Genomic DNA, 19,095 nt, shown 5'->3' with positions numbered 1-19,095 from the left:
CCAGAGTGGTCGTAATTTTCATCGGCAACGGCAATCGATGAAAAGGATGACCGACGTGACGGGTGAGAGTGGCGGGCTGCTCGGGCGGCTGCGCATCGAGGGGACGCAGATGCCGGAGGCTCTGGCCCGGATCGCCGAGACGATCCTGGCCGACCCGGAGACCGCGGCCCACGCCAGCATCGTCGACCTGGCCGAGCGGTCCGGGACCAGCACCGCCACCGTCACCCGGTTCAGCCGCACCCTCGGTTTCAAGGGCTACGCCAACCTGCGGGTCGCCATCGCCACCGAGACCGGGCGGGCCGAGCAGGCCCGCTGGGAGACCGACATCAGCGGGGACATCGCCCCGGACGACCCGCTCGCCGCGGTGCTCGACGTGGTCACCGCGGCCGACACCCGGGCCATCCAGGGCACGGCGGCCGGCCTCGACGTCTCGGCCGTCGAGCGGGTCGCCGCCACCATCGCGGCGGCGCAACGGGTGGAGATCTTCGGGCTCGGGTCCAGCGGCACCGCCGCCCGGGAGATGGCGTTCCGGCTCGAGCGCATCCGGGTTCCGGTCTGGCACCGCACCGACTCGCACACCGCGCTCACCAATGCCGCCCTGCTGCTGCCCGGCGACGTCGCGATCGGACTGTCGCACTCCGGCCGCACCCGCGAGGTCATCGAGACCCTCGCCGAGGCGGCCGACCACGGCGCGCTCACCGTCGCGGTGACCAGTTTCGGTCGGTCACCGCTGGCCGAGGTCGCCGACGTCGTGTTCACCACCAGCGTGCAGGAGACCACGTTCCGGCTGGCCGCGCTCTCCGCGCTGCACTCGCAGCTGCTGGTGCTCGACCTGATCTACGTGGCGGTCGCCCAGCGCACCTACGAGCGCACCGCCGAGGCCCTCGAACTCACCGTCCGCGCCGTCGACGCCCACCGACTGCCCGAGAAGATCCCGTCCCGCAAGCGCGGCCGCCCGAAAGGACCAGCGTGAGTGTCACCAGCAGCGAATACCTGAGACAGCTCGAGGCCATCGTCAAAAGAGTCGGCACCGGCCAGCAGGACGAAAAAAACAAAGCCGCAAAAATCCTGACCGCGAGCGTACGGAACGGGGGAGTGATCCAGGCCTTCGGCTGCGGGCACTCCGAGGCTCTCGCGATGGAGATTGCCGGCCGGGCCGGTGGTCTGGTCCCCACGAACCGGATCGCCCTGCGCGACATCGTCCTCTACGGCGGCTCGGAAATGGAGGACCTCGCCGATCCGGCCATCGAGAGAAAGACCGAGATCGCCCACCGCCTCTACGAACTGGCCCCGATCAAACCCGACGACGCGTTCGTCATCGCCTCCAACTCCGGCATCAACGGTGCCGTCGTCGAAATGGCGCTACTCGTCAAGGAACGCGGCCACACCCTGGTCGCCATCACCTCGGCGCAGCACTCGGCCGGCGTCGATTCCCGCCACCCCAGCGGCCGCAAGCTCGGCGATATCGCCGACGTCGCGCTCGACAACGGCGCCCCCTACGGCGACGCCACCCTCCCGCTTCCCGGCGGAGGGGCCGTAGGAGCCGTCTCCTCGATCACGGCCGCATTACTCGCCCAGCAGATCGTCACCGAGGTGGTCGCCAACCTCCTCGCGGCGGGCATTACGCCGCCGGTCTACCTGTCGGACAACGTGCCCGGCGGTAAGGAACACAACGCGCAAATAGAAGCGCGGTACGCCGGGCGCATCCGGCGTACCGCATAGGGAAGAAGGCCCACGCCAATGAACCCCGAATCCCAGCTCAGACCGTACCCCACCCGAAGAAGCCTCCTTAAGACGGCGGCGACGGCCGCGGTCGCCGCACCCCTTCTCTCGGCCTGCGTCACGGGAGGAAAGAAGGACGACGGCGAAGCCGTCGCGACCGGCGCGAAAACCGCCGACAACCCCCTGGGGGTCAAGGCCGACGCACCGCTCGAGGTGGTCGTTTTCAAGGGAGGGTACGGCGATGAGTACGCCGTAAAAGCCGAGTCCCAGTACACCTCGAAATATCCGCAGGCCAAGGTCGACCACAAGGGTCTGCAGAAGGTCGGCGAGGCGATCCAGCCCCGATTCGTCGCCGGGAATCCGCCCGACGTCGTCGACAACACCGGCGCCGGCCGCCTCGACATCGCCACCCTGGTCGCCGCGAATCAGGTGTCCGATCTCGCCGAGCTCCTGGACGCGCCGGCCTTCGACGAACCCGGTAAGAAGGTACGGGACACGCTGCTGCCCGGCGTCGTCGAGGACGGCACCTTCGCCGGAACCACTGTCGCGCTGAATTTCACGTACGCCGTCTGGGGTCTCTGGTTTTCGAAGTCGTTCTTCGCGGAGAAGGGCTGGGCCTATCCGGCCACCTGGACCGACATGCTCGCGCTCTGCGCGACCATCAAGAAGAGCGGCGTCGCGCCCTGGACCTATCAGGGGAAATACCCGGAGTACATAAACGATCCGCTGCTCGGCATGGCCGCCAAGACCGGCGGGCTCGACCTGGTCAAGGCGGTCGACAACCTGCAGCCGAACGCCTGGAAACAGGACGGCCTCGTGCAGGCGGCCACCGCTTTCGCCGAACTGGCCGGCAAGGGCTATCTGATGAGCGGCTCGGAGGCGCTGTCGCACACCGAGGCGCAGGCCGCCTGGTGCCAGAAGAAGGCCGCGTTCATCCCGTGCGGATCGTGGCTGGAAAGCGAGCAGAAAGGCATCGCCCCGGCCGGTTTCGACATGGTGATGGGTGCCGTCCCGGGCTCGGCCGGCGACAAGCTGCCGGTCGCCGCGGTGCAGGCCGCGTCCAGCGAATCGTTCCTGGTGCCGGCCAAGGCCAAGAACCCGGCCGGCGGCCAGGAATACCTGCGGATCCTCTTCGCCAAGGCGTCGGCCAAGGCCTTCGCCGAGGCCAATTCCACGCTGCCCGCGGTGGCCGGGGCCACCGACGGCCTCACCCTTTCCAGCGGCCTGGGCTCGGTGCGCGACGCGGTCACCGCGGCCGGTTCCGGCACCTTCACCTACCGATTCCGTACGTGGTACGCGCCGCTCGCCAAAGCCGTCGACGACGCCACCGGGGAACTGGTCAACAAGCGCCTCTCACCGGCCGACTGGGCCACCCGTATCCAGAAGGCGGCCGACGCCCTCGCCAAGGACTCCACCGTGCAGAAATACACGCGCTGATGCGGCACGGCCGGTGGCGGTTCCTGCTCGGCGCGCTGGTGCCGGCGCTGGTCCTGCACGTCGTTTTCGTTCTCTCGCCGTACGCCCAGGCCTTTTATCTGTCCCTGACCGATTGGACCGGGGTGGCGGGCGAGGCGCGTTTCGTCGGGGCGGGCAACTACGCCCGCCTCGGCGGCGACTCGCTGTTTCTCGACGCGGTCCGCAACAACGCGGTGATGCTCCTCGTCGTGCCGATCGCCACCATCGCGCTCGGCCTCGGCCTGGCGTCGCTGCTGCGCACCCGGCGCGGCTCGGCCGGCTACCAGATCGTCTACTTCTTTCCGCAGTTGTTGTCGCTGGTGGTCATCGCGGTGCTGTGGGGGTTCGTCTACAACCCGAACACCGGGCTTCTCAATTCCGGGCTGCGGGCGGTCGGGCTGGGCGGCTTGACGAAAAGCTGGCTGGCCGATCCGGCGTTCGCGCTGGCCGCGGTGATGGCGGTGCTGATCTGGTCGTCGGTCGGGTTCTACGTGGTGCTGTTCCGGGCCGCCATCGACGCCATTCCGGCCGAGCTGTACGAGGCCGCGCTGATCGACGGGGCCGGATCGTGGACCACGTTCCGGCGGATCACCATCCCGCTCGTCCGGGAATCCGTGCAGGTCGCCTTCGTCTATCTCGGGATCGCGGCCCTGGACGGTTTCGCGGTCGTGCAGGTGATGACCGTCGGGCCGGGCGGGCCGGACGGCGCGACCGAGGTGATCGGCCTGTCGCTGTACCGGAACGCCTTCACCTACGGGAAGTTCGGCTATGCCTCGGCGATGGGTGTGGCGCTGTTCTTCGCGACCCTGACCCTCGCCATTCTGGCTCTCCGCGCGGGGCGCAAAGACCGGCTGGAACTGGCATGACCCGCCGGCTCAATCCGCTTCCGCAGATCGCGATGCTCTGCTGGGCCGTGGTGACGTCGCTTCCGCTGCTGTGGGCGGTCGTCTCCTCGGTCAAGTCGGACGACGAGATCCTCAACGAACCGTGGTCGCTGCCGTCGACGCCACGTTTCGACAACTGGGCGCGCGCCTGGTCGGAGGCGAACATCGGGCGGTATTTCCTGAACAGCCTGATCGTGGTGGGCGGGGCGCTGCTGCTCACCATGCTGCTCGGGGCGCTCGTCGCCTACGCCCTGGCCCGCTATCAGTTCCGCGGCAACCGGCTGCTCTATTACACGTTCGTCGCGGCGATGTTCTTCCCGGTGTTCCTCGCCCTGGTGCCGCTGTTCTTCGTGGTGCAGCAACTCGGGCTGCTCGGCACCTATCCCGGCCTGATCCTGGTTTACGCGGCTTACGCCGTACCCTTCACGGTCTTCTTCTTGCATGCCTTTTTCCGGACCCTGCCGAGCGAGCTCGCCGAGGCGGCCTTTCTCGACGGGTGCTCGCACGCCGGGGTGTTCTTCCGCGTCATGCTGCCGCTCGCCCGGCCCGGCCTGGTCGCGGTGGGCATCTTCAATTTCCTCGGGCTCTGGAACCAGTATCTGCTTCCGCTGGTTCTCAATCCCGACCCGGACCGCTACGTCCTGGCGCAGGGTCTGGCCGCCCTGTCGGTCAGCCAGGGGTATCGCAGCGACTGGGGCGGACTGTTCGCCGGCCTGACCATCGCCATGCTGCCGGTGCTCGTCGCCTACGTCGCGTTTCAGCGCCACATCCGCGCCGGAATGACCGCCGGCGCGGTCAAGTAAGTCCCCCCATCCCCTTTTTCAATGAGGAGGAGTGTGCCCATGAAACGTCGACTGGCTCTTTGGGCGATCCCCGTTCTGGTGGCTTCGGGCATTGTCGCCCTGTCCACCGGAACCGCCTCGGCCGCCGACTGCGGTTACCTCTTCGACGACTTCCACTACGGGTCGTCGTCCGATTCGTCCCTCACCGCGCACGGCTGGACGCCGCGCACCTACGCCGGCGGGCCGGGCGTGCCCGGCGCGACCTGGTCGGCGAACAGCATCACCTTTCCGTCCTCGAACGGCGACCAGGTCATGCAGCTGACCGCGTCGACCGACGGCACTGGGGCCGGCACCAACCAGGCCGAGCTCTACTCCACCCAGAAGCGGTTCCTGGACGGGACCTACGCCAGCCGGATCCGGTTCACCGACGCGCCAGTGCTCGGTAACGATGGTGATCACATCAACGAGACCTTCTTCACCATCAGCCCGCTCAACGGCGACCTCGACCCGACGTACTCCGAGCTGGACATCTCCGAGTACCTGCCGAACGGCGGGTGGGGCGAGACCGGGCCGATCAACTACCAGACCAGCTGGTACACCTACCGCAACGACCCGTGGTACGCCGACAACGTGCACTCCGAGCAGCGGCAGAGCTTCAACGGGTGGCACGACCTGGTGGTCCAGGTCGCCAACGGGCACATGATCTATTTCATCGACGGGGTGCAGGTCGGCGACCACTCCGGCAAGTTCTATCCGCGCCAGACGATGACCATCAACTGGAACCTGTGGTTCATCGACACCGCGGCGCACACGGGCGGGCTCTCGACGTACATCCAGCAGGTTGATTGGCTTTTGTTCGCCAAGAATCAGGTTCTGTCGCCGTCGGCGGCTTCTTCGGCGGCCGCCGCGTATCGATCTTCCGGGACGGCCTTCACCGACACGGTGAACGCGACCGGCGGATGTTCGACTCCCACCACGTCGCCCACGACCGCCCCCACCACCACGCCGCCGGCCACCGACTGCACCAACGCGCCCGAGTGGCAGTTCTCCGCCGTCTACACCGGGGGGAACCTCGTCAAGCACGAGAAGAGCAGGTACGGGGACCCGAGCGGGCCGCCGTCCGGCGACGGGAAGCACCTCTGGAAGGCCCGTTACTGGACCCAGGGATCCGAGCCGGGCTGGACGCAGCAGTGGCAGGACCTCGGCCGCTGCTAGACCGCGAATAACTGTGCCGGGGGAGAGGGGTGAACCTGCCCGCTCTCCCGGTACAGTGCCGCGAGAAAAAGATCGTTGAGGAGGATTCGTTGGGCGCTTCCGGGTGGGACTATTACGTTCCCTACCAGCCCGACCGGTATGCGGCTTTTGTGGGGTTGCGGCAGCAGGTCTTCGAGAGCGGCGAGTTCTGGTGGGCGGTGGCCGGCGAGGACGGCAAGATGGCCCGCGACTACCCGAACCGCCCGCAGACCGAGGACGAGCTGTGGGCCGAGGAGACGGTCCGGCTGGCCGGCACCCACTCGATCCTCGACATGTACCGGGTGCTCGACGACGGCGACAAGCCCAACTACGGCTGGCTGCCGTACTCCTACGAGACCTTCGAGGAGTACATGGCGCTGGTCAAGGAACACGGCAACCCCGAGTACGGCATCATCGTCCCGCTCTCCGAACAGGAGGCGATGGAGGCCGCCGGCACCGCGCAACTGACCAATGACCACGTCGAGAAGATCACCGACCTGGCTAAATATCGGGGCATAGGCCGCTGCGCGACCCTTCATGACGCGTACGGCCGGCCCGCCGAGCTGTATTTCTGGGGTTACTCCGGCGACTGACGTCACACGGGGTAGCCGAATCTTGACCTCGTTTGCCAGGATCGCCACGTGTCCCGTGACCAGCAACAGCCGCCGCGCTCATCGGCCGTGCGCCGGTGGTGGGTGCGGCTGCGTCTGCCGCTGCTGATCGCGGCCGGTCTGGGGCTGGCGGCGCTGGGCCTGTGGGGCCGGCTGCCCGATCCGCGGGCGTTCGTCTCCGGGCTCACCGGTGCCGACTACCGGTGGGTCACCCTCGCGGCCGTGCTTCAGGCACTGTCGCTGGCCGCGTTCGCCTGGCAGCAGCGGCAGTTGATGCGCGCCCTGGGCGTACGCCTCTCGGCCCGCCGCGCCGCCGCGGTGACCCTGGCCCGCACCGCCATCTCCATCTCGATGCCGGCCGGCGCCGCGGTCTCGGCCGGCTACGCGGTCCGTGAGTACCAGCGTGGCGGCGTCAGCAAGGAGCTCTCCGCCGCCTCGATGATCGTCTCCGGTCTGGCCTCGATCGGCGGCCTGACCCTGCTCTACGTGACCGGCGGCCTGGCCGTCCTCGGCCGCAACCCGGCCCTGCTGCTCAGCCCGCGCCCCCTCGCCGTGGTCGCCGCCCTGGCCGGGCTCACCACGCTCGCGATCCTGTTCGGCCGGCGCCTGCCGTCGTTCACGGTCGGCACCCACCGCAACGGCCGGGTCATCCGCTGGATCCGCACCCTCCTGGCCTCGGCCCGCGACGCCTGGCAGGCCGGCGCCTCGCTGCGCGCCCGCGACTGGGTGGCGGGCCTGCTGTTCTTCGCCCTGAACTGGCTGACCGACCTGCTCTGCCTGGCCGCCACCTGCCGCGCGGTCGGCCTGCCGGTCGGCATCACCACCCTGGCCGGCATCTACCTGGGCGTGCAGATCGTCCGCCAGGTCCCGCTGACCCCCGGCGGCGTCGGCGTGGTCGACACCGCCCTGGTGGCGGGCCTGACCGCAGCCGGCGCCACCGCCGCGACCGCCGCCGCGGCCGTGCTGATCTACCGGCTGATCTCCTGCTGGTTGCTGCTGCCGGCGGGCGGCATCGCGGCTCTGCTCCTGCGCCGGGGACCCCGCGCGGCACCCCGCATCCCCGGGGCTCGGCGCCGCGTCACCCGCTGACATCGAGGGCCGGTCGGGGCGCCGGGGCCCCATCGTGTTGTTCCGGTCGAGATCCGATCCAGCCGTGACGCCGGCCTCGCCGCGCGTCAGTCAGCGCTGAGGGGTCAGCTGAGGCCGTGCTCGGCCGGATCGGTGTTGAGGACCCAGGCGAGCGGCATCGTCGCGTGCACGGTGTAGTGGTCGCCGTCGAGGCGGTGCATGGTGACGGTCTGGGCCGGATCCTGATCGACCATCCAGTACTGCGGGATGCCGGCGACCGCGTACTCCTTGCGCTTGGTCACCGTGTCAACGCCCTCGGAGCCCGGCGAGATGATCTCTAGCACGAGGAGCACGCCGGTGACCGGCAGCCAGACGCCGTCCGATGGCGCCTTGCTCCAGACGACCAGGTCTGGAATGCGTCCGCCGACGCCGCCGTCGCGCCCCGGAATCCGCAGCCCGACGGCCTGGGCGATCCGCTCCGCCGGCACCCCCGCTGCCGCGAGCCAGGCCATGATCCTGGTCGCGACGATCGCATGGGCATAGCCCTGAGGCGGCACGATGGACATCGCTCCCTCAGGGCCGATCTCGTAGCGGTGCACCTCATCGGCGGTCATCATCGCGGTCAGATCGTCGAGCGATACGACCGACGGCATGTTTCTGCCAACCGCGTCCCCGTTCATGGCGGCACTTTATCGGCCTTCCATGCCGGCGAGCGTCGCGACGCTGCGTGGTTGGCGTCGCATTGATCCGTTACATTGGCGCGCATGGTGGCGGGGGAAGGCGCGCTCTGGCGGGAGCTGGTCGCGGCCAGCCGGGACGGGCGGGTGGTGGACGGGCCGCGGGTCATCGACGCGGCCACGCTGCGGCGGGCGCTGCTGCAACCACCCGGGCCGGAGGACCACCCGACCGGGCAGCTCCACCTGCAGGGCATCACCATCGACGGAGACCTTGATCTGCGCGGGTCGACGCTCGGCGTGCAGCTCACCCTCATCGAGTGCGTCGTGCGCGGTGGGCTCAACCTGCTCGAGGCGTCGCTGCCCGGTCTTCAGCTCGACCGCACCACCGCGGCCTGGGTGGACGCCGCCAACTGCGTGATCACCCTGGAGGTCTGGCTCAAGGAGTCGTCCTTCCCGTCGGGGATCGACTTCACCGACGCCCGGGTCGGTGGGTCGATGCACCTCGACGGGTCGACGTTCGGGCCCCAGGACCGCACCGACGCCATCTCGGTCGTGCCGCGCGGCTGCCCGGTGCGGATGCGGCGGCTCACCATCGGGGGCATGCTCAGCGCGCCGCGGATCGACTGCCAGGGCATGTTCGACCTGGCCAACTCGCGGATCGGCGGCGACCTCGAACTGGACAGCTCCCGGCTGGCCGCGCGCGGCGCGGACGGGGCGGTGCCGGGCACCGCGCTCAACGGGCCCGAGCTGCGGGTCGGCGGATCGCTCAGCGCCGACCGGCGGCACGAGCGGGCCCGCCGGTCGATCGTGCACGCCGAGGTCAACGCCCGGCCGGTCGGCTCCGACCGCACCACCGGCGACCTGCTCGACGTGACCGGGCGGCTCTACCTGCCGGGGGTCGTCATCGGCGGGATGGTCGACCTCAGCGCCGGCCGGCTCACCGCCGTCGAACCCGAGCGCGGCCTGCGGCGGGCGGCCGGGCCGAGCGGGGACGCCGAGTTCGACCCGACCGCCCTGGTCGTACTCGACCGGGCCGAGGTGCGCGGGAACGTCGAGTTCGACGCCGGGTTCACCGCCCGCGGCAGCGTGCGCCTGTCCGGCGCCGAGATCGGCGGCGACCTGCGCTTCGACGGCTCGTCGCTGGGGCGCACCGGCGAGGCGTACGCGGTGGTCGCCAACGGTGCCGTCGTACGCGGGCACGTCACCGTCGCGGACGCTGCCGTCGCCGGGGAGATCTGCCTGCAGGACGCCCGCATCCAGCACAGCGTGCTGCTGCAGCGGGCCACCCTGACCAACCCCGGCGGCAACGCCCTCAACCTGCACCGGGCCCGGGTGGGCGGCACCATCGACTGCGGCGAGGTCACCGCCCAGGGTTCGCTGCGGCTGGCCGACGTCACGGCCGGCTCGGTGTTCGTCTCCGGCGCCCGGCTCAGCGCGCCCTGCCGCACCGACCAGCGCATCTACCGGCCCGGCACGCGCGGGTTCGACCCGGTGCTCAACCTCATCGGCGCGGAGATCACCGGGACCGTGCGGGGCAACCCGGCCGGGCGGCCGTTCACCGCGCAGGGCGTGGTCGGGCTGCGCGGCGCCCGGATCTCCCGGTCCGTGCAGTTCATCCAGGCCGAGATCAGCTCGGGCGAGGGGCTCGCGCTGGACGCGTCCACCACCAGCTGCTCCGACCTCTACCTGTCCGGGCTCGACGCGGTCGGCGGGGTGCGGATCACCGACGCCCGGATCGCCGGCGACGTCGACCTGACCCGATGCCGGCTGCGGTGGAACGAGGTCGCGGTGGAAACCCTGCGCACCGGCGGGCGGCCCGATGCGTCGGTCGACGGCGGGGCGGCCGAGATCGGCGGGGACATCTGGTTCGACGGTGCCCGGGCCGAGGGGATGGTGCGCCTGCGGCGGGCCGTGGTGCGGCGGTCGGTCGGGCTCAAGGATGTCGTACTGGGCGCTCTCGCCGTACACGTCTCGGCCGAAGCTCCCGCCGACGTGGCCGCCACCCGCGAACGGGCCCTGATGATCGCGTCGGCAATGGCCGACGCGGCCGAGGCCGCGGTCGAGGGCGGCATCGAGGCCGCGCGGGCCGCCGCCGAACAGGCCCGGCGGGACGCCTCCCCCGAGGCGATCGACGCGGCCCGCGCGGCCGGCCCACCGCGCGTGCCGGAACAGCGGCGGCGCCGCCGGCGGGCCGCCGACCCGCCCGACCCCGGCCTGCTCGTGCTGGACCTGGCCGGCCTGCGCACCCCCGACCTGGTGGTCGCGCCCGGCCAGCCACTGCGCGGCAACGTCGACATGTCCCGGGCCGTGGTCATCTCGCTCACCGACAACGCCAACCTGTGGCAGGCCACCCACCTGGACCTGCACGGACTCGAATACCAGGTGCACATCGACCTGGACGCCCGGCCCGGCACCGCCGACTGGCACACCCAGATCCGCCGCTTCGAAAGCACCAAGATCCTGCCGCCGCCGTCCACGCTGCGCACCGACGTGGCCCTGCCGACCGGCCAGCTGTCCCAGCCGTATCTGCAGCTGGCCGCCATCTACCGGGCCACCGGTGCCGACTCGGTGGCCCGCCGCATCCTGTACGAGATGCGCAAACGCGAGTGGGCGCAACGCATCTCGGAGGCGCAGGGCATGCGCCGGTGGTCGCTCGCGGTGGCCGGCTATCTGTATCGGATCACCGTCGGCTACGGGTATCGGTTGCAGCTAGCGCTGTACTGGCTGGCCGGTCTGTGGTTGGCCGGCTTCCTGGTCTTCGGCTTCCTGGCCCCGGCCGAGCGACCGGACCCGGTCCCGGTGGTCGACGCGCGCGGCAACAGCAGCGAGTGCGTGGTGAAGCCGGCCGCCGACCCGGTCGCCGATCAGCCCGGTTACTGTGGCCGGTTCAGCCCTGGTCTGTACACGATGGACCTGCTGGTGCCGGTAGTAGACCTCGGCCAGAAGTCATCCTGGCACTACCGAAGCGAGGGACTGCAGATCGTCGCGGACGTCCTGCAGGTGGCCGGCTGGATCCTCGCCACGGCGGCAGCGACGGCTGCGCTCGGGCTTGTCGGCCGAGGCGAGAACTGAACCGGCATCACCCACACGACGGATACGAACGGGAGGCCGGTGCCGATTACGGTCTGAAGGCGTTCGCCCTGACGACCAAGGATCGGCCAATGACTGCAACCCAGCGCGACCTGCACCCCGCGATCACCTGGCGTTCGCAGCTCCCGCCCCCGTCCTCCAGCACCGCCGAACCGCTGACCTGCAGCTGGTCGTGCGACGGCCGACGGCTCCTGGTGATCAGCGACAGCGCCGAGGTATGGATGTTCCACGACGGCAGGTGGCGGCGCGAATGGCGCTCGGAAACGCTTTACCGGAATCCGGTCGGCACGGCGGTCTGGTCACCGTACGACGCCACCACCTTCGCGTGCGTGCGACAAGAGGGAGTGGAGGTCTATCGCACGACCAGCTCGCTGACCATGATGGTCTGGCGGCAACCGATGTCGCGTCGCCTGCATGCCGGCGGCTTGACGTTCTCGTCCCGCGGTGCGCGCCTGGCGATTGCCGATGGCTCGCGCACGGTCCACGTTACTCAGTTGACCGGTGGGGGAGTCGCCGCCGACCTGGTCCTGAAGGACACCGCCGACGAGGTGTACTGGTCACCGGCCGGCGACCAGATCGTTGTCCAGGGGCCGACCGGCACCCATATCCTGCCGGATCCGAACGCCGTCCCGGTTAAGCTGGCCGACTTCACGCGCCCGCTCACCGGCATGACCTGGTCGTGGAACGGCCGGATGCTGTGTGCGGCCGATGCGCACTCTCCCATGCTGCGTGTCTGGGACGCCGAGGGTAACTCCATTGCCGAGCTGGAAGGCCTGGTGAACGCCGTCGTCGCGTTCTCGGCCGACGACCGTCTGCTGTGTGCCGCCTACCAGCGGGAACTGCGCTGCTGGCGAACCGACACCTGGCAGATGGTGGTGCAGGCCGGTCTGGCCGACGCGGGGAACCAAGGCTGGGGCGTCGCGTCGTCTCCGGCCGGCCCGATGCTGGCGTTGTGGCGCCGAGGTATCCGCCGGCGCATCAACACCTACGAGGTCGACGTAGACACTCTCCTGGACGGGCCGGCCCATCCCAGCCGGACGTACCGCAACGCCAAGGTGGTGCTGGTCGGCGAGACCGGCGTCGGCAAGTCGGGTCTCGGTCTGGTGCTGAGTGGTCAGGCGTACCGCCCGACCGACTCCACCCACGCCCGCCAGGTCCTCACGTTTGAGGACACCGAGGTCGCGCTGCCGGACGGCGGGGTGGAGAGGCGCGAGACCCTGCTGTGGGACATGGCCGGCCAGTCCGGCTACCGGCTGATCCATCAGTTGCATCTCGCCGAGGCCACCGCCGCCCTGATCGTCTTCGACGGGCGGAGCGAGACCGACCCGTTCGCCGGTGTCCGTTACTGGGCTCGGGCCCTTCGCCAACAGTCCGGAGCGGCCGCGCTGCTGGTGGCGGCCCGCGGCGACCGTGGTGGTGTCCCGGCCGGCGACAAGCGGATCGCTGCCCTGCGGGACGAGCTGGGTCTGGTCGGCTACTTCGAGACGAGTGCACGGGAGGGGCGGCAGATCCCGGAACTGGCCGCCGCAATCCGGGCCACCATCGACTGGGGGGCGCTGCCGCTGTCGGTCTCCACCGAGCTGTTCGAGACGATCAAGCAGTTCTTGGTCGGGGAGCGTGACGGTGAACGGGTCCTGGCCACGGCCGGCGACCTGTTCCGTGACTTCCGGCGGCACCACCCGGCGCTACCGGACGACGGAAGCCTGCGGCCGAGCTTCGACGCGTGTGTGCGGCTGCTGGAGTTGCGCGACCTGCTCCGCCGGCTGTCGTTCGGTGACTTCGTCCTGCTCCGGCCGGAGATGCTGGACTTCTACGCGTCCGCACTCATCGACGAGGCGCGCGCCCAGCCCGACGGCCTCGGCTGCCTGAGCGAGCCGCGCGCACTTGCCGGTGACTTCCCGATGCCGAGCGACGGGCGCCTGCCGGCCGCCGAGGAACGGTTGCTACTCATCGCGGTCGTCGAGGAATTGCTGAGGCATGACCTGGGCCTGCGGGAGTTCAGCGACAGCGGCGTCGACCTGGTGTTTCCCTCGCAGCTCACCGCGGACCGTCCGATCGACGCCGACCCGGAGGCGGCCGACGTGGTGTTCCGGTTCGACGGTGCGGTGCACGCCGTCTACGCGACGCTCGTCGTGCGGTTGTCGCGCGTTTCGGCGTACTCGCAGAGCGAGATGTGGCGCAACGGGAGCACCTATCGGGCGAAGGTCGGTGGGGTGTGCGGCCTGCGGGTCGTGCAGGCCGAGGAGGGGCGCGGCGAGCTGACCGTGTTCTTCGACGCGGCTTCCAGTGAGGAGACGCGCTACCTCTTCGAGGACTACGTGCACGCGCACCTGCGGGCCCGGGCGATCGACGGTTCGGTGCGGCGGGAGCGGCTTTTCGTCTGCCCGAAGTGTGCCTACCGGGTGGATCCGGCGGTGGTGCGCCGCCGGCTGGAGCGGGGCGCCATCGACGTGCTGTGCGCCGACTGCGAGGAGGCCCGGATCCTGCTGCTCGACCGGGAGGAGCGGCTGACCCATGCGGCCGCGGTGCGGGACATGAACGCCAGCGCCGACGCAGGCCGGGAGGCCGCCGTGAACACGGCACGGATCCGTGGCAAGGAGGCCACCCAGGACTACGACGTTTTCCTGTCCTACAACACGGCCGACCACGGCGCTGTCGCGGAGATCGCCGGGCGGCTGCGGGACGCCGGGGTGCTGGCCTGGTTCGCGCCAGTCGACCTCGTGCCCGGCGCACGGTGGCGAGGGGAGCTCGAACGGCAGATTGGCCGGGTCCGGGCCGGCGCGATCTTCCTCGGGCCGCACGGCCTGGGCATGTGGCAGAAGATGGAAGAGGAACTGCTGGTTAACGAGTCCGCTCGGCGTGACCTGCGGATCATTCCGGTTCAGCTGCCCGGGTACGCGGGTCAGGTGACCGGCTTCCTGTCCCAGTGGCATGCCGCCGACTTTCGGCATGGTGACCCTGATCCGTTCGCCAGGTTGCTGGAGGGGATCACGCAGTAGGGTCGGTTTATGAGTTCAGCTATTGATTTGCACGGTGCTGCGCATGTGGAGCGCTACCTCGAGACCAACGGGGAGGACGGCTATCACTGGCGTAACGGGACCACCATCCTGATCCTGTTCACCACCGGGCGTAAGTCTGGGGAGCAGCGCTCGCACGCGCTGATCTACCGGGAGTTCGAGGGCGCCTACCTGGTCGTCGCGTCCAAGGGCGGCACGCCCGAGCCGCCGGCCTGGTTCGTCAACCTCACTGCCGACCCGAACGTCGAGGTGCAGATCAAGGGTGACCGGTTCCGGGCCACCGCCCGGGTCGCCACCCCGGCCGAGAAACCGGCCCGGTGGGCGGCGATGACCGAGGTGTGGCCCGACTACGACGAGTACACGAAGAAGACCGACCGGGAGATCCCGGTGGTCATCCTCGAGCGGGTCTAGGGTCTCAGCGGCACCACCTCGGGTGCACCGAGCCGGGCGGCGTCGGCGGTCTCGTCGTCGAGTTGTTCCTGGGAGCGCCGCTCGGCCTCGACCCGCAGGCGGTAGTGCTCGATCTCCCGTTCGGTCTGCGCCGGTGTCCAGCCCAGCACGCCGGCCACCAGTTCGGCGGCCACCGGTGCCGCGGCCACACCCCGGTCGAAGGTCTCGATCGAGATGCGGGTGCGGCGGGTGAGCAGGTCCTCCAGGTGGCGGGCGCCCTCGTGGCTGGCCGCGTAGACGAGCTCGGCTCGCAGGTAGTCGTCGGCGCCCTCGACCGGTGCGCCCAGTGCCGAATCCGCCCGGATCAGGTCCAGGACCTCGGTGACCAGGGTTCCGTACCGGCCCAGCAGGTGTTCTACCCGGGCCACGTGCAGGCCCGACTCGGCGGCCAGCACCCGGCGGCGGTTCCACAGGGCGGGGTATCCCTCGGCACCCAGCAGCGGCACGTCGTGGGTGCACGACGCCGGAACCGAGCGGCCCAGCCCGTGCACGCAGGCGTCGACCGCGTCGCGGGCCATCACCCGGTACGTCGTGTACTTGCCGCCCGCCACCACGACCAAGCCCGGCACCGGACTGGCGACGGTGTGTTCGCGGGACAGTTTCGACGTCGACTCCGACTCGCCGGACAGCAGCGGGCGCAGGCCGGCGTAGACGCCCTGCACGTCGGCCCGGCTCAAGGGCGTGGACAGCACCGAGTTGACGTGTTCCAGCAGGTAGTCGATGTCGGTGCTGGACGCGGCCGGATGCGCCTTGTCCAGGGTCCAGTCGGTGTCGGTGGTGCCGATGATCCAGTGCCGGCCCCACGGGATGACGAACAGGACGCTCTTCTCGGTGCGCAGGATCAGCCCGGTCCGGGACTGGATGCGGTCCCGCGGGATGACCAGGTGGATGCCCTTGGAGGCGCGCACGTGGAACTGGCCACGCTCGCCGATCAGGGCCTGGGTGTCGTCGGTCCACACCCCGGTCGCGTTGATCACCTGCTGCGCCCGTACCTCGAAGGTCTTGTCATGTTCCAGGTCTTGAACCCGGACCCCGGTGACCCGCTCACCCTCCCGGAGGAAACCCACCACTTTGGTCCGCGACGCGACGTGCGCGCCGTAGGCGGCGGCGGTCCGGGCCAGGAACATGGTATGCCGGGCGTCGTCGACCTGGGCGTCGTAGTACTGCAGCGCGCCGACCAGCGCGTCCTTCTTCAGCGCGGGGCATTCGCGCAGCGCACCTCGCCGGGTCAGGTTGCGATGGTGGGGGAGTCCGCCACCGAGCGCCATGGTGTCGTAGAGGGTGACCCCGCTGCCCGCGTACACCCGTTCCCAGCCGTGGTGCAGCAGCGGATAGAGGAAGCGCACCGGCCGGACCAGGTGCGGCGCCAGCCGGGTGAGCAGCAGACCGCGCTCCCGCAGCGCTTCGCGGACCAGCGCGAAGTCGAGCATCTCCAGGTAGCGCAGCCCGCCGTGGATCAGCTTGCTGGACCGGCTGGAGGTGCCGGATGCGAAGTCGCGGGCCTCGACCAGGCCGGTCGACAGGCCGCGGGTGGTGGCGTCGAGGGCGCAGCCCGCGCCGACCACGCCACCGCCCACGACCAGGACGTCGAGCTCGGCGCCGGCCAGCGCGGCCAGCGCCGAAGCCCGATACTCCGGGGACAGAGCGACCATCAGGACACGTCCACCCAGTCGAGAGTGCGCTCGACCGCTTTCTTCCATCGTGCATAGCCGGTTTCGCGTTGAGAAGAGGACCACGTCGGCTGCCAGCGCTGCGACTCGTTCCAGTTGTCCCGCAGCTCGTCGGTCGACTTCCAGAAACCAACAGCCAGACCGGCCGCGTACGCCGCGCCCAGCGCGGTCGTCTCGGCCACCACCGGACGGCTGACCGGTACGCCGAGGACGTCGGCCTGGATCTGCATGCAGAGGTTGTTGGCGGTGATGCCACCGTCGACCTTGAGTACGTCGAGGGTGACGCCGGAGTCGGTCGCCATCGCGTCGACGACGTCGCGGCTCTGGTAGCAGATCGCCTCCAGGGTGGCCCGGGCGATGTGCGCGTCGGTGTTGAACCGCGACAGGCCGACGATGGCGCCGCGGGCGTCGGACCGCCAGTACGGTGCGAACAGGCCGGAGAACGCCGGCACGAAGTACACCCCGCCGCTGTCCGGCACCGACGCGGCCAGGGCCTCGCTGGCGGCCGCGTCCTTGATCACGTGGAGCTGGTCGCGCAGCCACTGCACCGCCGAACCGGTGACCGCGATCGAGCCTTCCAGCGCGTACACCGGGGCTGCGTCTCCGAATTTGTAGCAGACGGTCGTGAGCAGGCCGTTCTCCGAGCGCACCAGCTCGGTGCCGGTGTTGAGCAGCATGAAATTGCCGGTGCCGTAGGTGTTCTTGGCCTCGCCCGGCGCGAAGCAGACCTGCCCGACGGTAGCCGCCTGCTGGTCGCCGAGGTCGCCGGTCAGCGGCACTTCGCCGCCCAGCGGCCCGGGCCAGCGGGCCACGCCGTAGGTGTTCGGGTCGGACGACGGCCGGATCTCGGGGAGCATCGAGCGCGGGATCCCGAAGAAGCCCAGCAGTTCGTCGTCCCACTGCAAAGATTCAAGATCCATCAGCATGGTACGGCTGGCATTCGTCACGTCGGTGACGTGATTCCCGCCGTCCACGCCGCCGGTCATGTTCCACAGCAGCCAGCTGTCGGTGTTGCCGAAGATGGCATCGCCCCGTTCGGCCGCCGCGCGTACCCCGTCGACGTTCTCCAGAATCCACTGGATCTTGCCGCCGGAGAAGTAGGTGGCCGGCGGCAGGCCGGCCTTGCGGCGGATCACGTCGCCGCGGCCGTCCCGGTCCAGAGCGGACGCGATCCGGTCGGTGCGGGTGTCCTGCCAGACGATCGCGTTGTAGTAGGGCCGGCCGGTGGTGCGGTCCCACACCACCGCGGTCTCCCGCTGGTTGGTGATGCCGAGCGCGGCCAGATCGCTGGCCTGCAGGTTGGCCTTCTGCATGGCGGTCCGCACGACGGTGGTGGTCCGGTCCAGGATCTCCACCGGGTTGTGCTCGACCCAGCCCGCCTGCGGCAGGATCTGCTCGTGCTCCAGCTGGTGGCGGGCGACCTCGTTCCCGGCATGGTCGAAGACCATGAAGCGGGTACTGGTGGTGCCCTGGTCGACGGCGCCGACGAAGTCAGCCATGCGTTGCCTCCACGTTGTCGCGTTGGGTCGGGATCTCGCCCGGCTCCTGCGGTGCGTCGGACGGCAGGAACCGCCCGATCAGTGCCTGGTACAGCCCGGCGCCGATCAATCCACCGATAATGGGGGCGACGATCGGAATCCAGAAGTACAGATAACCCGTCTGGTCCCGCATTGCCCCGCCGTACCCGGTGAAGAAGCTGGCGAGTCGCGGCCCGAAGTCGCGGGCCGGGTTGATCGCGTACCCCGCGTTGGTGCCCCACGCCATCCCGATCGCGACCACCAGAAGGCCGATGACCACCGGGGCGAGGTTGGCGAGCGGTGCCGTGTTGGCCGAGTCGGTGATGGCCAGGATCAGGAACAGCAGGATGGCCGTACCGATGATCTGGTCGCGGAAGGCTCCCCACTCGCCGACCGGGAGGGTTCCGTTGCCCGGCAGGGTGGAGAAGACGCCCTGCGTCTTGATCGTCAGGCCGGGGTCGGCGGCGTGCAGGACCTCGGTGTAGTTCCAGCGCACCAGCAGGGCGGCGACGAACGCCCCGAGGAACTGCGCGAGTGCGTACGGGGCCACCTTGCGCCATTCGAAGCCCTTGAAGACCGCGAGTGCGATGGTGACGGCCGGGTTGAGATGGGCGCCGCTGACCCGGGCCGCCACGTAGACGCCGAGTGTCACGCCGAGGCCCCACGACCAGGCAATACTGTCGTGATCGCCGATGCCGGCACCCGCTACCTGAGCGACCACGCCGACGCCGAAGAGGATGAGGATCATGGTTCCGGCGAACTCGGCGGCAAGCTCGCCCAGCAACCCCGGAATCTTGAGTCGTTCCGCCATGTGCCCTCCTTGCTCGATCCTCCGGACGCTAGGTAGCGGTCCAGGCACGAGCAATGACGACCGTTCGGCATTACCGAACATTGATCACGGTGAGCGTTCACGTCGTGG

At 69.8% G+C, this 19,095-nt stretch carries 15 protein-coding genes; 11 read left to right on the top strand and 4 right to left on the bottom strand.

Going from position 1 to position 19,095, the window contains the following annotated elements:
- Positions 1-46: 46 nt before the first annotated feature.
- The 8 genes from Ate02nite_RS26910 (at position 47) to Ate02nite_RS26875 (ending at position 7,776) form a co-directional block, all read left to right on the top strand.
- A complete protein-coding gene (locus Ate02nite_RS26910; RefSeq protein WP_239147712.1) occupies positions 47-973 on the top strand; it encodes a MurR/RpiR family transcriptional regulator in 927 nt (308 codons plus the stop codon).
- On the top strand, positions 970-1,722 hold the full coding sequence (locus Ate02nite_RS26905) for a sugar isomerase domain-containing protein (protein ID WP_203810302.1): 753 nt from the start codon (positions 970-972) through the stop codon (positions 1,720-1,722). The genes Ate02nite_RS26910 and Ate02nite_RS26905 overlap by 4 nt, the downstream gene beginning before the upstream one ends.
- Positions 1,723-1,740: 18 nt before the next feature.
- The gene (gene ngcE, locus Ate02nite_RS26900) at positions 1,741-3,159 is read left to right on the top strand and encodes an N-acetylglucosamine/diacetylchitobiose ABC transporter substrate-binding protein (protein WP_203810300.1); all 1,419 of its coding nucleotides are present in this window, start codon (positions 1,741-1,743) and stop codon (positions 3,157-3,159) included.
- Positions 3,159-4,043: a carbohydrate ABC transporter permease gene (locus Ate02nite_RS26895; RefSeq protein ID WP_203810298.1), complete on the top strand. Its 885-nt coding sequence runs from the start codon at positions 3,159-3,161 to the stop codon at positions 4,041-4,043. Before ngcE ends, Ate02nite_RS26895 begins: the two co-directional genes overlap by 1 nt.
- Complete coding sequence (locus Ate02nite_RS26890) at positions 4,040-4,864, top strand: carbohydrate ABC transporter permease (RefSeq protein ID WP_203810296.1); 825 nt, start codon at positions 4,040-4,042, stop codon at positions 4,862-4,864. The genes Ate02nite_RS26895 and Ate02nite_RS26890 overlap by 4 nt, the downstream gene beginning before the upstream one ends.
- Positions 4,865-4,903: 39 nt before the next feature.
- A complete protein-coding gene (locus tag Ate02nite_RS26885; RefSeq protein ID WP_203810294.1) occupies positions 4,904-6,058 on the top strand; it encodes a glycosyl hydrolase in 1,155 nt (384 codons plus the stop codon).
- An 89-nt stretch (positions 6,059-6,147) separates the two neighbouring features.
- The gene (locus Ate02nite_RS26880) at positions 6,148-6,669 is read left to right on the top strand and encodes a hypothetical protein (RefSeq protein WP_203810292.1); all 522 of its coding nucleotides are present in this window, start codon (positions 6,148-6,150) and stop codon (positions 6,667-6,669) included.
- Between the two features lie 48 nt (positions 6,670-6,717).
- Positions 6,718-7,776: a lysylphosphatidylglycerol synthase transmembrane domain-containing protein gene (locus tag Ate02nite_RS26875; protein WP_239147711.1), complete on the top strand. Its 1,059-nt coding sequence runs from the start codon at positions 6,718-6,720 to the stop codon at positions 7,774-7,776.
- A 104-nt stretch (positions 7,777-7,880) separates the two neighbouring features.
- On the opposite strand, the gene Ate02nite_RS26870 is transcribed toward Ate02nite_RS26875, so the two are convergent.
- Positions 7,881-8,408 carry a Uma2 family endonuclease gene (locus Ate02nite_RS26870; RefSeq protein WP_203810291.1) on the bottom strand — a complete coding sequence of 176 codons (528 nt, stop codon included), beginning with the start codon at positions 8,406-8,408 and terminating at the stop codon, positions 7,881-7,883.
- Between the two features lie 111 nt (positions 8,409-8,519).
- On the opposite strand from Ate02nite_RS26870, the gene Ate02nite_RS26865 reads away from it, so the two are divergent.
- The 3 genes from Ate02nite_RS26865 (at position 8,520) to Ate02nite_RS26855 (ending at position 14,950) form a co-directional block, all read left to right on the top strand.
- Positions 8,520-11,504, top strand: coding sequence for a hypothetical protein (locus Ate02nite_RS26865; RefSeq protein ID WP_203810289.1), 2,985 nt, complete (start codon positions 8,520-8,522; stop codon positions 11,502-11,504).
- Positions 11,505-11,593: 89 nt separating this feature from the next.
- Positions 11,594-14,521, top strand: a complete 2,928-nt coding sequence (locus Ate02nite_RS26860; protein ID WP_203810287.1) for a TIR domain-containing protein — start codon at positions 11,594-11,596, stop codon at positions 14,519-14,521.
- A gap of 9 nt (positions 14,522-14,530) precedes the next feature.
- On the top strand, positions 14,531-14,950 hold the full coding sequence (locus tag Ate02nite_RS26855) for a nitroreductase family deazaflavin-dependent oxidoreductase (RefSeq protein ID WP_203810285.1): 420 nt from the start codon (positions 14,531-14,533) through the stop codon (positions 14,948-14,950).
- Here Ate02nite_RS26855 and Ate02nite_RS26850 read toward each other — a convergent pair.
- Genes Ate02nite_RS26850 through Ate02nite_RS26840 form a run of 3 tightly spaced genes read right to left on the bottom strand, consistent with a single transcriptional unit; the run spans position 14,947 to position 18,987 of the window.
- Positions 14,947-16,641 carry a glycerol-3-phosphate dehydrogenase/oxidase gene (locus Ate02nite_RS26850; protein ID WP_203810283.1) on the bottom strand — a complete coding sequence of 565 codons (1,695 nt, stop codon included), beginning with the start codon at positions 16,639-16,641 and terminating at the stop codon, positions 14,947-14,949. The genes Ate02nite_RS26855 and Ate02nite_RS26850 overlap by 4 nt on opposite strands.
- Entirely contained in the window at positions 16,641-18,158 is a 1,518-nt protein-coding gene (gene glpK / locus Ate02nite_RS26845) for a glycerol kinase GlpK (RefSeq protein WP_203810281.1), read from the bottom strand. Before glpK ends, Ate02nite_RS26850 begins: the two co-directional genes overlap by 1 nt.
- The gene (locus tag Ate02nite_RS26840) at positions 18,151-18,987 is read right to left on the bottom strand and encodes an MIP/aquaporin family protein (protein ID WP_203810279.1); all 837 of its coding nucleotides are present in this window, start codon (positions 18,985-18,987) and stop codon (positions 18,151-18,153) included. The genes glpK and Ate02nite_RS26840 overlap by 8 nt, the downstream gene beginning before the upstream one ends.
- Positions 18,988-19,095 lie beyond the last annotated feature (108 nt).

Origin of the sequence: Paractinoplanes tereljensis, from assembly GCF_016862435.1 — a bacterium.
Classification (GTDB): Bacteria; Actinomycetota; Actinomycetes; order Mycobacteriales; family Micromonosporaceae; genus Actinoplanes; species Actinoplanes tereljensis.
This window is presented reverse-complemented; position numbering and strand designations above follow the sequence as displayed.

Coding starts and splice junctions, on each gene's coding strand:
- Ate02nite_RS26910 (WP_239147712.1), top strand. CDS start 47: ATGACCGACGTGACGGGTGAGAGTGGCGGGCTGCTCGGGCGGCTGCGC.
- ngcE (WP_203810300.1), top strand. CDS start 1,741: ATGAACCCCGAATCCCAGCTCAGACCGTACCCCACCCGAAGAAGCCTC.
- Ate02nite_RS26895 (WP_203810298.1), top strand. CDS start 3,159: ATGCGGCACGGCCGGTGGCGGTTCCTGCTCGGCGCGCTGGTGCCGGCG.
- Ate02nite_RS26890 (WP_203810296.1), top strand. CDS start 4,040: ATGACCCGCCGGCTCAATCCGCTTCCGCAGATCGCGATGCTCTGCTGG.
- Ate02nite_RS26885 (WP_203810294.1), top strand. CDS start 4,904: ATGAAACGTCGACTGGCTCTTTGGGCGATCCCCGTTCTGGTGGCTTCG.
- Ate02nite_RS26870 (WP_203810291.1), bottom strand. CDS start 8,408: ATGCCGTCGGTCGTATCGCTCGACGATCTGACCGCGATGATGACCGCC.
- Ate02nite_RS26865 (WP_203810289.1), top strand. CDS start 8,520: ATGGTGGCGGGGGAAGGCGCGCTCTGGCGGGAGCTGGTCGCGGCCAGC.
- Ate02nite_RS26860 (WP_203810287.1), top strand. CDS start 11,594: ATGACTGCAACCCAGCGCGACCTGCACCCCGCGATCACCTGGCGTTCG.
- Ate02nite_RS26855 (WP_203810285.1), top strand. CDS start 14,531: ATGAGTTCAGCTATTGATTTGCACGGTGCTGCGCATGTGGAGCGCTAC.
- Ate02nite_RS26850 (WP_203810283.1), bottom strand. CDS start 16,641: ATGGTCGCTCTGTCCCCGGAGTATCGGGCTTCGGCGCTGGCCGCGCTG.
- glpK (WP_203810281.1), bottom strand. CDS start 18,158: ATGGCTGACTTCGTCGGCGCCGTCGACCAGGGCACCACCAGTACCCGC.
- Ate02nite_RS26840 (WP_203810279.1), bottom strand. CDS start 18,987: ATGGCGGAACGACTCAAGATTCCGGGGTTGCTGGGCGAGCTTGCCGCC.